The sequence below is a fragment of the Lacibacter sediminis genome, from assembly GCF_014168535.1.
Lineage (GTDB): Bacteria > Bacteroidota > Bacteroidia > Chitinophagales > Chitinophagaceae > Lacibacter > Lacibacter sediminis.
On record NZ_CP060007.1, the window covers coordinates 649,539 to 665,134 of the forward strand.

Consider the following 15,596-nt stretch of genomic DNA (forward strand, 5'->3'; position numbering starts at 1 on the left):
GGTTAACTAAGAAAGCAAAAATAAGCGGAGATGCGCATATATCCAACCCCCGAAAAATTAAATTTTACCGGCGGCCCATACCAGGCATCATCTTGCCCATCGGCATTTTGTTCATCATGCTCATCATTTGCTTCATTTGCTCAAACTGTTTCATGAAAGCGTTCACTTCGGCAATATCTTTTCCGCTGCCTTTGGCTATGCGCAAACGACGGCTTTGGCTGATGAGGTCAGGGTTTGCCCTTTCCTGCGGGGTCATTGAATTGATGATCGCTTCAACGCCTTTAAATGAATCGTCACTGATCTCAATATCCTTCATGGCTTTGCCCATTCCGGGAATCATGCCCATCAGGTCTTTCAGGTTGCCCATTTTCTTGATCTGCTCCAGTTGTTGCTTGAAATCTTCAAAGTCGAACTGGTTCTTGCGGATCTTTTTCTCAAGTTTCTTAGCCTGTTCTTCGTCGAACTGGGCCTGCGCTTTCTCCACAAGTGAAGTAATGTCACCCATGCCGAGGATTCGCTGCGCCATACGATCAGGGTAAAACACATCGAGCGTATCCATCTTTTCGCCACTGCTCACAAACTTGATGGGTTTGTTTACGGTGTATTTGATGGAAAGCGCCGCACCACCACGGGTATCACCATCGAGTTTGGTGAGCACAACTCCCGTAAAGTTGAGTCGGTCGTTGAAGGCTTTGGCTGTGTTCACCGCATCTTGCCCCGTCATACTATCCACCACAAAGAGGATCTCGTTCGGGTTCACAGCAGCTTTAATATCAGCTACTTCCTTCATCAATACCTCATCAATGGCCAGGCGACCGGCCGTATCGATAATAACTACATTCTTGTTCTTCGATTTTGCTTCTTTGATGGCATTTTGTACAATGGCAACGGCATCTTTGTTCTCCCTTTCGCTGTAAATATCAACACCGATTTGCCCCGCCAAAACCGTCAACTGATCGATCGCCGCCGGACGGTAGATATCTGCCGCTACCAGCAAAGGCGATTTGCCTTTCTGTGTTTTGAGGTAATTAGCGAGTTTTCCGCTAAACGTGGTTTTACCGCTACCCTGTAAACCGGCGATGAGAATAACTGCAGGAGCACCTTTCAGTTCAAGTTCGCTTTCGGTGCCGCCCATTAATTCTGTCAGTTCATCCTGCACAATTTTAACCATTTGCTGACCGGGGTTAACCGCCAGCAACACCTTGGAACCTTGTGCCTTATCCTTCACTGTATCGGTAAAGTCTTTGGCAATTTTATAGTTTACGTCGGCATCCACAAGGGCACGACGGATATCTTTCACCGTAGCGGCAATGTTGAGCTCGGTAATACGGCCTTCACCTTTTATATTCTTAAACGCACTCTCTAAACGTTCACTTAAATTCTGAAACATAATTCACTTAATTAAGGGCTGCAAATGTACACCCTATCTGCTAAAGGGGGAAATGAGGAGGCAATCTTTGTGTTACAGGCATTGTCACAACTGGCATCGTCTGTTGCCACGCTCGTTTCATGGTTCCGTTTTCATAGCAGCAGATCCACCCCTTTTTACATCTTTTAAGTGCAGGACTCCGCAACCCCTCCTAAGAGAGGATAATTCAGTTTGCGGGTTGAGCTTCGTACTTCCAACTTTGTACTTCGCACTTCAATCTTATCTTTGCCGCCATGTTTAATAACAAGAAAGTCATTGTCGTGCTGCCTGCTTATAATGCAGCCAAAACATTAGAGATCACTTACAATGAAATCCCTTTTGACATTGTAGACGAAGTGGTGCTGGTTGATGACGCCAGTAAAGATGAAACCGTTGCCAAAGCAAAAGAGCTGGGGATTAAGCACATCATCAGCCACCAAAAGAACAAAGGTTACGGGGGTAATCAGAAGAGTTGTTATAACAAAGCGCTGGAGTTGGGTGGCGATATTGTGGTGATGCTGCACCCCGATTATCAATACACGCCCATGTTGTTGCCTGCAATGATCAGTATTATTGGGAATGATGTGTACCCGGTTGTGTTTGGCAGCCGTATTTTAGGTAACGGTGCATTGAAAGGTGGCATGCCCATGTATAAATACATTGCGAATCGTTTTCTAACACTCGTACAAAATATTTTACTCGGCCAGAAATTATCTGAATATCATACAGGCTACCGTGCCTTCAGCAAGGAAGTATTGCAAAGCATCAAGTACGAGGAATGCAATGATGATTTTGTGTTTGACAATGAAATGGCAGCGCAGATCTTTTACAAAGGTTACCAGATTGGCGAAGTAACCTGTCCAACAAAATATTTTGAAGAAGCCAGCAGCATCAACTTCAGCCGAAGCATGAAATATGGGTTAGGTTGTTTAAAAACATCGCTGGTCTATCGTTTATGCAAGTGGGGTTTGATGAAGAGTAAGTTGTATTAATCACTTGCATCTGTCAATTGCCTGTTGTAATTTCATGAGCGAATGAAGCAACTGCTCTCCATATTTTTTCTCAGCATTTTTTTCCTGTTCCAATATGGGAAGATGATCGATTACTTGGAATGCCGTATTGCAGCAGCCATTGAATCAACACAAGATTGCGGTTGCGATGCAAAACTACAAGCAGCAGTTGCAGATGATGAATCATCAACGCCGTTTCACCAACATCATCTGAAGAATTACACGGAAGAATTTTTTAATCATACGGTAAAGGAAGAAGAAGCTGTTGTGATTTCATCCAATACATTGTACAACAGCATAACCGCACCTCAACAATTGTGCGGCTATATCCACGAATTATTGCAACCTCCCCGTTGTTGATCGATTTCTCTTAAACAATTTATGTCTAACTATTCCTGCACGGGAGCTTGGTGATTGCAGTATTACAGCACACCTGGTTCCCAGCGCAGCCATTTATTTATTTTAAATTTTTTATCATGAAACGATCAATGTTTTTAATCATACTTGTATTTATAGTTGTTAGTGCTTCATCACAACCTTTGAACAAAATCAGTAAAGACCGTAACGGCAACCCGATGCTTGAAGGATGTTGTACTCGTGAAGCCTTGCTGCAGGAACCATTTGCATCATGGTTCGTTCCGAATTACAATACTTATAAAATTGACAGCGCTACAGCGGTTCAACTTAAACCATACATCGCCAATAAAACCTTTGTGTTGTTTCTCGGCACATGGTGTGGTGACAGTAAACGTGAAGTACCACGTCTCTATAAAATTTTTGATTACTGCGGTGTACAACCTGAGCAAATAAAACTGGTAATGGTGAGTAACCATGATACTGCTTATAAACAAAGTCCAACACATGAGGAGCAAGGAAAGAATATTCTGAGAGTACCAACATTGCTGGTATTGGAAAACGGGAGTGAGATCAACCGTTTTGTTGAATACCCGGTTGAAAGTTTAGAAAAAGATCTGTTGCATATGTTATCACGCAAAGGATATAAACATGCTTACGATAAATCAAAGTGATGAAAATGAGAAAGCCCCGAATCCGGGGCTTTCTTTATTCTTCTTTCATATTAATGATCTTATCCACCACATACTTTGAGTGACCACGCCAGGGAATTGTGCCGAGGTATTCTTTATAATGCAGTTCAAATACTTTTCCACTGTTGAGCATTAGTACATTGGCAACACTATCGTCTTCAACACTAAATTCAAATTCATAGCTCGCTACAGTGCCGGGTGTTTTTGAACGAAGACCTGATTGAATGAGTTTGCCTTCATAGGTTTTGAATACGTATCCTTTCTTCACCATGTAATTCAGTTCACCGGCTTTTACCCCTTCACCAAACACATAATAAAAACGCCAGTAAAAAAAAATAACGAGCACGAGAACCAATATGATGGAGAAGATGCCGAGGAATTTTCGCATAGAACTTATTTTGATACTAAATATAGCTACTTCGCACAGATTATACTAACCTGAAACTGTCGCCATCAAATAAACCCATATCGCTCAGCTTCAAATGAGGTATCACCAGCAAACCCATAAATGAAAGTGTCATGAACGGTGCAGCCAATGTTGATCCTAATGCTTTAGCAGCTGCATCAATGCTGCTGTAAGCTTCTGCAACTTTATAACCATCATCGGCACTCATTAAACCGGCAACCGGTAATGGTAATAGATGTTCTTCTTTTTCATTCACCACACTTACGCCACCTTTTGCCGAAATAATAAGGTTCACAGCACGGCACAAACTATCTGCATCAACACCCACCGCAATAATATTATGACTGTCGTGCGCAACTGATGAAGCAACAGCGCCTTTCTTCAAACCAAAATTCTTCACGAACGATTTAGCAACCGGTGCATTGCTATAGCGGTTCACCACAACCATGTACAACAGATCTTGTTCTGTATTGGTTTGAATAATATCGTTTACAACTTTGAACGAAGTAATGGGCTCAATTAATTTGTTTGTGATAAGTTGACCATCCATTGCTTCCACTACATACACCTGTTCAATATTTTCTTCATCGGCCATACCAAAACGGTTGAGATGAAATTCAAATTCAGCAACAGGTTTGGCATCGCAGTTAAAATTATTAATGATGCCCGATTGTTTGCTTTCAATGAACGACTTGCCGTTCTCGGCAACCAACTTGCCATTAATGAATGTTTTCTCTGCTTTAAATTCTTTCAGATCATTTACAACAACAAAATCGGCTGCATCACCGGTCCGAAGTAAACCTACCTCAAGTTTATAATGTAGCACAGGCGTTACGCAGGCAGCTTTCAATACATTAAACACATTCATGCCTTTTGCAACAGCTCTTGCACAAAGTTGATTGATATGTCCTTCCACTAAACTATCAGGATGTTTATCATCACTGCAAAAGAGTATTTGATCAGGGTATTCATCGATCAATGAATACAAGGCTTCAAAATTTTTCGCTGCGCTTCCTTCACGGATGATGATCTTCATACCATACTTCAACTTATCCAATGCTTCTTCTTTGGTGAAACATTCGTGATCGGTCGAAATACCTGCCTCAATGTATTTTTTTGCATCAGCTCCTCTCAAACCCGGCGCATGTCCATCAACCGGTTTGCCGAGTTCTTTAGCAGCCTTTATTTTTTCCATTACTTCTTCATCAGCATGCAACACTCCCGGGAAATTCATCATCTCACTCAGGTATTTGATTTCATCTTTTTGCAACAGTTTTTTTACATCAGCTGCATTTAATGCTGCGCCTGCTGTTTCAAATGTTGTTGCAGGAACACAACTTGGTGCGCCGAAATTGAATTTGAATGGTACTGTTTTCCCGTTTTCGATCATAAATTCAACGCCGGCCATGCCGCACACGTTGGCAATTTCATGTGGGTCGCTCACGGTTGCTACTGTGCCATGCACAACCGCCAGCTTGGCAAATTCAGAAGGCACCAACATGGAGCTTTCGATGTGCACATGGCTGTCGATAAAACCAGGCAGAATAAAAGATTCGCCTTCTTTTGCTTCAGCAGAAAGCTGGTTAATGGCCGTGATGATGCCATTTTCAACAGTTACGGAGCCCAAAAAAACAGTTTGAGAAAACAAATCAACGATGTTGCCTGTAATAGTTAGAGAAGCCATGAGTGGTGATGGTTTGAAATCGGGGCCAAGTTACTGGATGAACGGCAGAAAGGAGGAGCGATGTTGTTTTAATTTTGGTTCACATCCACTTTTTTTGGTATGCAACTGTAACAAAATACGTTTCTTTACAACCAATATAAAAAACACAAAAAATGAAAGCGTTTAAATTATTCAGCCTGTTTGTGGCAGGTGCCTTAAGTGTAACTGCAGTAAAAGCACAAACAACCGATGAGATCGTTAACAAACATATTGATGCCATCGGGGGTGCTGCCAACTGGAAAAAAATAACCAGCATGGTTCAAACCGGAAGTATGACTGTTCAAGGCGCTAATCTTGATGTGGTGAACACTACATTACATATGAAAGGATCACGTCAGGATATTGTTGCAATGGGTATGACGAATTACCAGATCATGACACCAACTGCAGGATGGAAATTTTTCCCGGTTCAAGGACAGCAAGCGCCGGAACCAATTACAGAAGAAGAAGTGAAGGAAGGCCAGGAAAGTCTTGATCTGCAAGGTAATTTTATCGACTATAAAGCAAAAGGTCATACCATTGAAGCATTAGGCAAAGAGGATGTGGATGGAACAGAATCTTTCAAGTTAAAACTTACCACTAAAAGCGGTAAGGCTACAACCTATTTTTTAGATGCAAAAACATACCTTTTGATTAAGTCTACTACCGTTGTTAAAGCAAACGGCCAGGAAGCAGAACTTTCTACTACCTACACGAATTATCAAAAATTGCCTGAAGGAATTTTAGTTCCCATGAGCATGGCCATTCCCTTTGCACCGGGAATGAATCTTGATTTCAGTATTGCTAAAGTGGAAATTAACAAGCCAGTTGATGAGGCAATTTTCAAACCATCAAAATAATATTGGTTACATAAACAGGAACCCGACCCAAACGAGTCGGGTTTTTTTATAACACTATTCAGCATGAAAAAAATCTTAGCAGTTTGCACATTTGCAGTATACAGCTGTTGCGTTGAAGCGCAAATCAATTCTTCCACTTTTGGGATGATGGAAGCACGGCATCTTGGTCCCGGCACCATGAGTGGCCGTATCACTGATATTGTTGGTGTGAACAGTGATGGTAAAACACTTTACATTGGCACAGCAGGTGGTGGTATCTGGAAAAGTACCAACGCAGGTGCATCATTCAAGCCGGTGTTTGATAAATACACGCAAAGCATTGGTGCATTGGCCATCGATCAAAAAAATCCAAAAGTGATTTACGCAGGTACGGGTGAAAGTAACATGCGCAATTCGGTTTCTATTGGCGACGGCATCTATAAATCAACTGATGCCGGTGATAACTGGGCGAAGATCGGACTTGACAGCACAGAGCATATTTCAAAAGTTGTTGTTGATCCGGTTAACTCATCCATCGTTTATGTAGCGGCACCCGGCCCGTTGTGGAGCAGCAGCAAACACCGTGGATTATACAAATCAATTGATGCAGGAAAAACATGGGAAACCATTTTATACATCAATGAAAATGCAGGTGTGGCTGATGTGGAAATTGATCCTGTTGATCCCAATGTGTTGTACGCAACCTCATGGGAATTTCGTCGATTGCCCTATGCATTCAATAGTGGCGGAAGTGGAAGTGGTATTTATAAATCAACTGATGCGGGTAAAACATGGAAAGAGCTGAATAACGGATTGCCGAAAAAACCGTTTGGTAGGGTTGCGTTGGCACTTGCTCCATCATCACCAAAAAATTTATGGGCCATTGTGGAGAGTGAAAATACAGGCTTATATATTTCTGCTGATGGCGGCGAAACATGGAAACAGCAAAGTGCAACCAGCAACATTACACAACGCCCGTTTTATTTTTCTACGCTTGAGATTGATCCGAAAGATCCAAAGCGTGTGTATCGGCCAGCGTTTTCCTTTTCCTATTCAAACGATGGTGGTTTTTCATTTGCTGATGCAACGAATGAAGGTGGATGGGTGCACAGCGATCATCATGCATTATGGATCAACCCCAACAATACAAACATCATGTATGTTGGTACAGATGGTGGTGTGTACTTTAGTTTAGATCGTGGTGTTACGTGGAAGTTCTGTAACAACTTACCTGTTGGTCAGTTCTATCATGTGAGTGTTGATCAGCAAGAGCCTTATCGGATTTACGGAGGCTTGCAGGATAACGGTAGCTGGTATGCACCTAGTAAATCACCGGATGGTGTTGTAAATGGCGATTGGAAATCTGTTTTTGGTGGCGATGGTTTCTGGACACTTCCCGATCCGTTTGATGCAAACATTGCTTATGCTGAAGCGCAAGGCGGCACCATGGCAAGAGTTAACATCAAAACAAATACTTCAGTTAGTATTAAACCGCAGGGGGCGGCTGGTGAGGAAAATTTACGTTTTAACTGGAACACACCTATCGTTACAGGAACGCATAATAAAAAGAACCTGTACACTGGTGCACAATATCTCTACAAGAGCACCGATCGTGGAAGTAACTGGACACGCATCTCACCAGACCTTACAACCAACGATAAACGAAAACAGGAACAGGAGAAAAGCGGTGGCGTTACAATGGATGTAACAAGCGCCGAAAATCATTGTACCATTTTTACCATTGCTGAATCACCTCTTGACGAAAATATTATTTGGGTGGGAACAGATGATGGCAACCTGCAATACACAACGGATGCCGGGAAAACGTGGACCAATGTTGCTGCTAACTATGCAGCAGCAGGAATTCCAAAGCAAACATGGGTGAGCAGTATTGAACCATCTCAATACGATAAGAACAAAGTATATGCTACGTTTGATAACCATGCATATGGCGATCACAAAACCTATATTGCCATGAGTAACGATATGGGTAAAACCTGGAAGAAATTTGAAAGCAATGAATTCACAGGGTTTGCGCATAAGATCAAAGAAGATATCGTGAATAAAAATTTATTATTCGCCGGAACAGAAATGGGTTTGTTTGCAAGTGTGGATGGAGGTAATGAATGGTTCAGGATGAAGAACAATATTCCCTGGTTTACGTTGGTGCGAGATATCAAGATTCAGGAACAAACAAACGACCTGGTATTGGCTACACATGGCCGTGGTATCATCATCATTGAAGATATTACACCAATGCGTACGATCACTGCAGAGGTTGCTGCAAATGATGTGGTGATGCTCAATAATAAACCGATCACACTCACCATGGGAAAGTATGGCGGACAATTTGAGAATGCAGCAGGCGACTGGAATGGTGGGATAGGAACTGTTATACCACCAATTCAATATTACCTGAAAGACCGGGCCAATAATCTTCAACTCGAAGTATATGATAAAGAAGGTAAGCTTGTGCAGAAACTAAGTCCAAGTAACCGCAAAGGCTATAACAAGGTGATGTGGGCGCAACGGATGCTTCCTCCTAAAACGGCTAAAGGTGGTAATCAACGTGAAATAGGAAGCTTCATTGCGCCGCAGGTATTACCCGGTGATTATACAATTAAAATGAAAGTGAATGGCAAAGAGTATAATCATACCATTACCTTGGCGCACGATGAAACGAATAAAAATTTTACGTTGCAGGACCGTCAACTGCAGTATAAAACAGGAATGGAATTGTTTGATATGCATGAACAACTTGCGAAATTAGTTGACAGTATTCTTGCAAAGCAGCAGGTACTGAAAAAGCATATTGATTCCACACAGAATAAAAAAACAAAACTGCTGCTCGAAGATTATTACAACAAATTAGAATCACTTCGACTTACATTGGTGCCACCTGTGGCAAAGGGTACAACCGATTTTAAACGTTTACGCACCGACTTGACCGATGTGTATGCAGCTGTTGTAACACAGGAAGCAAGGCCGAGTAATCTGCAGGTGCAACGAGTTGAATTTTTGAAAACAGAAATAAGCAAAGCAGAACAACAGTATGAACAACTGAATAAACAGTTTGATCAAAAAGCGATGGACGCAATAGCAAAAGAGTTATTGAAAAAACCAACAATCAAGAAAACTGATAAGAATTGATAAAGAATGTACTGGTTAAAAAAAGTCCCGCCATAGCGGGACTTTTTTTATTTATTCTTTCCCCATTTCTTCATGTCAAGATAATCAAGGAAGTAGATCACTTTTAGTGAAAGATTATTATTTGCATCGGCATCAATGGTATTGGTAAAGTTTTTCAGATAATCTGCTTCAACTGTGCGGTTAAAATACTGGATCGAATTTTTCCAAACGATATTTAAGAAACTGCCCGGGGCAAATTGCCAGGTATACACCATATCAATGTTAAACAGGTTCAGATTCTGGTTTACGTTATCAACAAATGTTGTGTTTGGAAGGAGTTTCCCATTTTGCTGCAGGGTAAAGTATTCTTTGTTGTCAACGGTACTTAAGTAATGACGCATGCGGTAAGTGATCCACATCATGTTTGTAAAGCTATACTTGACATTCACTATGTTTTCAATGGTATTCACCTTGCGGCGTGCAAAAACCACATCGCCATTATTTGGTTTGGCTGCATAACCCATATTATTAAAGCGTGGAAGGTAACCGATGTTATGTGAAATCGAGAACTTGCTGTTAAATCGAAATGTTTGATTAACGAATGCGTCTACACCAAACTGATCGTAAAAATTGATATGACGACGTGCAAATATTTCAGACGAGAACGAATATTTTTTTGCCTGGTTACTGTTTACCCAACCACCCAATGCAAAGCTCTGGTTACGTGTAAAGAAAAAACCTGTTTTGCGTGGCTCATAAAAATCATTTTGTTTTGACGTGTAACCCAGGAATGTTCCTACCCACCATAATTTTTTGGTTTGCATTTCTGCATTAAAATTGAGGTTACCGGTTTGATAAGTTTCTTTTATTCCTGCAAATGGAGTAAACAGTTTACTCACTCTTCCGTTTAAGTTTAAGAAAATGCGGTTGTACCAATTTTTGGGTTCGATCCATTTATAACCTGCCCAAAAACCATGATCAAGAAAATTGTTGTTCGTAAAATAGCCAAGATCACGGTGTGAATATTTTGTATCAGTAAGCTCCTGCCAAACATTAAAATTAAATCGGCCACTTGTTTTACCAAAGTAAATATTATGATTGTATCCATTTTCATTTTCGCCATTCTTGCCATAACCCATCAATTGGCTCACAGCAAACTTTCCGCCTGCATTCCACATATTCTTTTTGTCATTCAGATCAACTAAAGCAGCAGTAACATTTGCGTCATAATCCGCACCACTCCGTGTAACATTTGTATTGATCAGCGAAACACTGCTATTGTTTTTCAGCGATTGGTTTAATACAATAATATTGTAATTGGTCAACGGATCGGTTACGATCTTTCGATGATCTTTTGTGTTGATGTCTTCAATGGTTGCGTACTGTGTTTTTGTAATGGCATTTAAAATGCCAATACCTAAACCACTTTGTGTGCGTCCCGAAATTTTAGAAGCATTGATCAGCTTTGATTCTGATGGATTTTTTAGCAACTTTTCGTTTGCTCTTAGTTGATTTGCTGCATCATAATAATGAAGAGGCGACCCGCCAATTCTTCTTGAATAAAAAAGATTTCCTTTACTGAAAAGTTCAGTTCCTTCGGTAAAGAAATTCCTGTTTTCGTTAAAGCGCACTTCAAATGGTGAAAGATTAAGCACCTGGTTATCACTTTGCACCTGTCCGAAATCAGGAATCAGAGTAGCATCTAAAGTAAATGCCTGGTTCAATCCATACTTCACATCCAAACCACCGTTCACCTGGCTGGTTAAATTCTTCACTCCAGGTTGATTGATTGGGAAATGATTGGCATAAACAGAAAAGTAAGGAGAGAACTGTAAACGAACCGGTGGTTTAATGTTGGTAATACCTGTCCAGAAACCTTCCTGTGTTAAAAAGCCGTTGACGTTTGGATCAATAGGATTCCAGGTAAATTGTTGACCTGTTTTCTGACGGCGACGGGTCATATTAACACCCCAATCCTGCACATCTTTTTTACCAAAACGAATGGCGCCATAAGGAATGAACATTTCAAAACTCCAGCCATTATCATGCATCACTACTGCACTTTTCCAAACAGCATTCCAACTGAAATCTTCGCTGTTACCATCGTTGTTGGGGGCCATTTTTGCATCCCATTGTTCATTGAGAGGTGTTACAAAATATTCAAAGCCGTTGAGGTTGTCTTTGTATGTATCGAAGATGATGCCGATATAATCATTCATCCCAAATCCATCCCGGCCTTTTAATTCTCTGGCAATACTATCACGGTTACGTTCGTAACAAAATCCGGCAAAGTAAATACCTTCATCAGAGTAGAGTAAATAGGAAATTGTTTTTGTTTCTTCTGCTTCTTTAGCGCCAACTGCCGGTCTGAATTCAATATAGTCTGATGCAATTGGTGCATCTTTCCATGCTGCATCATCGAGCACGCCATCGATCTTGATCGGTTGTGTGGTGCGCATTGCAGGCAATAATCGTGGAGGAGCTTTCTCTGTAAACCTGGGTGTGATTGGTTTCGATGTTTGCGCATACACGAATGTGCACATGACTATTGCAAAAGCAATAAGAATTGATTTCAGCATGATGATAAGGTTTGAGTATTATACGGGAGGAAAGATAGATACGTTACAACAGCGGAGTGAAAAAATTAGACGAACGGTTGCTTATTGACAACGTTCTTTTTGGCTGTCATTTGTTGTTCTGAAATATGGCTGATAAGCGGAAGAAATCAAGGATAACAGTGAAGCGAGATACGAAGCGGTCAACCTGACCTGCTTTTCGGGCTTGCCCACCTGTCACTAATTTTTTTATAAAATAGATGAGTGGCCGTTCATCACATCAATTCTTAAGTTTCAGCTTTGCAAGCAAAACCTTTGTAATTTCCCTGTTCAACTAATTGTATTGAACATGAGAAAATCAATCCTGCTTGCAGGTACGCTTTTCAGCGTACTGTTTTCACTTGCACAAAAAAAGCAAACTGTAACTCCCGCCTCATTAAATGAAGAATCTGTTTATAGTTCATTAAAGTATCGTTCCATCGGGCCTTACCGTGGTGGACGGAGTGCTGCGGTAGCCGGCAGTTATAGCAACAAGACAACCTTTTACATGGGGGCTACCGGAGGTGGTGTTTGGAAAACAACCGATGGTGGTAATAATTGGAAAAACATCAGCGATAAATATTTTGGTTCAACAATTGGCGCTGTTGCTGTTGCACCGAGTGATGAAAGCATTGTGTATGTGGGCGAAGGTGAAAACACCATGCGTGGTAATGTGAGTGAAGGATTGGGTGGCATGTGGCGCAGTGATGATGGTGGACGTAGCTGGAAAAATATTGGACTGAAAGATGGACGTCATATCATCCGCATTTTAATTCATCCAAAAAATCCGGATGTTGTTTGGGCTGCAGTAGTTGGTCATTTGTTTGGACCAAATGAAGAACGTGGTGTGTACAAAACAACCGACGGTGGTAAAACATGGAAACGCACATTGTTTGTCAATAATCAAACAGGTGCAAGTGATTTAGTGATGGAACCTGAAAACCCATTAGTACTATATGCAGGAATGTGGCGTGTAATACGCACACCGCATAGTTTAGAAAGCGGTGGCGAAGGAAGTGGTTTGTATAAATCAACTGATGGTGGTGAAACATGGACGAATGTTTCAACAAAGAAAGGATTACCCAAAGGAACATGGGGAATTGTTGGTGTGGCATTTGCCCCATCAAATCCTGAACGCATTTATACCATTTTAGAAAATGCAAATGGTGGATTGTTTAGAAGTGATGATGCCGGTGAAACATGGCAACTGATGAGTGGCGATAACAATATTCGTCAGCGTGCATGGTATTACAGCAAGGTATTTGTTGATCCGAAAAATCCTGATCTTGTTTATTGCCCCAATGTAAACTTCATGTACAGTCGTGATGGTGGCCGTACATTTCAATCGTACCGCACACCACATGGTGATCATCATGATCTGTGGATCGATCCGAATGATGGTAAGCGTATGATCGTTGCAGATGATGGGGGTGCACAGGTGAGTTATGATGGCGGTACAAACTGGAGTACGTATATGAATCAACCAACCGGACAATTCTATCGTGTATCAACGGATAACAGTTTTCCGTATCGCATTCTTGGTGCACAACAGGATAACTCAACGGTTCGTATTAAGAGCAGAACAAGTGGTGCTGGCATTACAGAACAGGATTGGCAGGAAACTGCGGGAAGTGAAAGTGGTTATGTGGTTGCTGATCCAACAAATCCTGATATAGTTTACGGAGGTAACTATGGTGGTTATCTTTCACGTCTTGATCATAAGACAGGTGAGAACAGAGCCATCAGTGTGTGGCCCGACAATCCAATGGGTGCCGGTGCCGATGTGTTGAAGTATCGTTTTCAATGGAACTTCCCCATCTTCTTTTCACCACACAATCCAAAGAAATTATATACGGCGGGTAATGTATTGTTCGCAACTGAAGATGAAGGACAAACATGGACAGCACTTTCGCCAGACTTAACAACGAATGATAAATCAAAACAAAAATCAAGTGGCGGTCCTATTACGCAGGATAACACCAGTGTTGAATATTACTGCACCATTTTCACCGGCACAGAAAGTTTCGTAGAGAAAGATCTGTTGTGGACTGGTAGTGATGATGGTTTGATCAACGTAAGTAAAGACGGCGGAAAGAATTGGGAGAACGTTACACCGAAAGATGCGCCGAAGTTTATGATGTGGAATTGTGTAGATGTTGATCCGTTTAAAAAAGGTGCTGCGTATTTTGTTGGCACACGTTATAAATTGGATGATTACACACCATACATCTACAAAACAGAAGACTATGGTAAAACATGGAAGCTCATTACCAACGGCATCAACAAAATGCATTTCACCAGGGCCATGCGTGCCGATCATAAACGTCAGGGCTTGTTATACGCCGGTACAGAGTTCGGTATGTATATTTCGTTCGATGATGGTGCCAACTGGAAACCATTTCAACTGAACATGCCTGTTGTGCCGGTTACAGATATGACCATTAAAGAAAATGATCTGGTTGTTGCCACACAGGGAAGAGGTTTTTATGTGATTGATGATTTGACAGTTTTGCAACAAGTGAAAGCAGATGTTGCCAATAAAAATCTGCATGTGTTTGATGTTAACGCAGGATGGAGAATGCCGATGAACAGATTTGGTCGCCGCTTTGGTGGCACTGCTCAAAACGTTGGAGAGAATCCTGCAGGTCCATTGGTAATTACTTACTATGCAAAAGCTGTAACAGATTCAGCCAAAGCATCCATTACGATTATGGATAAAAACAAAAAGACCATCAAAACATTCAGCACCGATGGGAAGGACAAACTTGATATCAAAAAAGGATTGAACAGTTTTGCATGGGATCTGCAATATCCTCCTGCTGAACCAAGTGAAGGCATGATCTTGTGGAATGGAGCACCGGGTACTATTACAGCTGCACCGGGTAATTATTTTGCAATGGTAAAAGTTGGAACTGATTCAACAGTTGTTCCGTTTACGATCAAAGCCGATCCGAATTACCGGATGACACAGGAAGCGTATGAAGAACAATTCAACTTTCTGTTGAGTGTACAACAAAAGTTCAACGATGTTCAGAAAGGCATTAAAGATATCCGTGCATTGCGTACGCAGATCAATGATTTTATCGGCCGACAAGGAAAAGATGTGCCCAAAGAAATTAAAGACATGGCAACATCCATCACAAAAGAGTTAACAGCTATTGAAGAAACATTGTATCAAACAAAATCGAAGAGTGGACAAGATCCGTTGAACTATCCAATCCGTATAAACGATAAACTGAGCGGCGTGTTTGATGTTGCCAACAGCGGTGTAAACGCTCCAAGCAAACAATCAAAAGAAGTATTTGCTGAATTGAGCAAACAAGCTGATGAGCAATTGAACAAACTGAAGAAAATTATGAGTGAAGATGTAACGAAGTTTAATCAGCTGATAAGAGAGAAGAGTTTGCCGGTAATAGGTGTTAAGTAAAAGAGTGTTCATAGAATTATTGTTGCGGCGGCCAT

General features: G+C 41.3%; 10 protein-coding genes. 6 read left to right on the forward strand and 4 right to left on the reverse strand.

Annotated elements, in window-relative coordinates:
• Positions 1 to 64: 64 nt before the first annotated feature.
• Positions 65 to 1,390: a signal recognition particle protein gene (gene ffh, locus H4075_RS02960; RefSeq protein ID WP_182804004.1), complete on the reverse strand. Its 1,326-nt coding sequence runs from the start codon at positions 1,388 to 1,390 to the stop codon at positions 65 to 67.
• 272 nt (positions 1,391 to 1,662) lie between these two features.
• Here ffh and H4075_RS02965 point away from each other — a divergent pair, with 272 nt between their 5' ends.
• The 3 genes from H4075_RS02965 to H4075_RS02975 all read left to right on the forward strand — a co-directional run bounded on the left by H4075_RS02965 (position 1,663) and on the right by H4075_RS02975 (position 3,446).
• Positions 1,663 to 2,400 carry a glycosyltransferase family 2 protein gene (locus H4075_RS02965; RefSeq protein WP_182804006.1) on the forward strand — a complete coding sequence of 246 codons (738 nt, stop codon included), beginning with the start codon at positions 1,663 to 1,665 and terminating at the stop codon, positions 2,398 to 2,400.
• A 42-nt stretch (positions 2,401 to 2,442) separates the two neighbouring features.
• Positions 2,443 to 2,778: a hypothetical protein gene (locus tag H4075_RS02970; RefSeq protein ID WP_182804008.1), complete on the forward strand. Its 336-nt coding sequence runs from the start codon at positions 2,443 to 2,445 to the stop codon at positions 2,776 to 2,778.
• Between the two features lie 116 nt (positions 2,779 to 2,894).
• Entirely contained in the window at positions 2,895 to 3,446 is a 552-nt protein-coding gene (locus H4075_RS02975; RefSeq protein WP_182804010.1) for a TlpA family protein disulfide reductase, read from the forward strand.
• A 34-nt stretch (positions 3,447 to 3,480) separates the two neighbouring features.
• Here H4075_RS02975 and H4075_RS02980 read toward each other — a convergent pair whose 3' ends face one another.
• Positions 3,481 to 3,852, reverse strand: coding sequence for a hypothetical protein (locus tag H4075_RS02980; RefSeq protein WP_182804011.1), 372 nt, complete (start codon positions 3,850 to 3,852; stop codon positions 3,481 to 3,483).
• A 40-nt stretch (positions 3,853 to 3,892) separates the two neighbouring features.
• Positions 3,893 to 5,554, reverse strand: a complete 1,662-nt coding sequence (gene ade / locus H4075_RS02985) for an adenine deaminase (RefSeq protein ID WP_182804013.1) — start codon at positions 5,552 to 5,554, stop codon at positions 3,893 to 3,895.
• A gap of 152 nt (positions 5,555 to 5,706) precedes the next feature.
• Between ade and H4075_RS02990 the strand changes: the two genes are divergently transcribed.
• Both H4075_RS02990 and H4075_RS02995 read left to right on the forward strand, forming a co-directional pair.
• Positions 5,707 to 6,432 carry a DUF4292 domain-containing protein gene (locus H4075_RS02990; protein ID WP_182804015.1) on the forward strand — a complete coding sequence of 242 codons (726 nt, stop codon included), beginning with the start codon at positions 5,707 to 5,709 and terminating at the stop codon, positions 6,430 to 6,432.
• A 63-nt stretch (positions 6,433 to 6,495) separates the two neighbouring features.
• A complete protein-coding gene (locus H4075_RS02995) occupies positions 6,496 to 9,561 on the forward strand; it encodes a VPS10 domain-containing protein (RefSeq protein ID WP_182804017.1) in 3,066 nt (1,021 codons plus the stop codon).
• 47 nt (positions 9,562 to 9,608) lie between these two features.
• Here the strand turns inward: H4075_RS02995 and H4075_RS03000 are convergent, their stop codons facing one another.
• Complete coding sequence (locus tag H4075_RS03000; protein WP_182804019.1) at positions 9,609 to 12,119, reverse strand: DUF5916 domain-containing protein; 2,511 nt, start codon at positions 12,117 to 12,119, stop codon at positions 9,609 to 9,611.
• 325 nt (positions 12,120 to 12,444) lie between these two features.
• On the opposite strand from H4075_RS03000, the gene H4075_RS03005 reads away from it, so the two are divergent.
• Positions 12,445 to 15,561 (forward strand): WD40/YVTN/BNR-like repeat-containing protein, encoded by a 3,117-nt coding sequence (locus H4075_RS03005; protein WP_182804021.1) that lies wholly within the window; start codon positions 12,445 to 12,447, stop codon positions 15,559 to 15,561.
• The last annotated feature ends 35 nt before the right edge of the window (positions 15,562 to 15,596 follow it).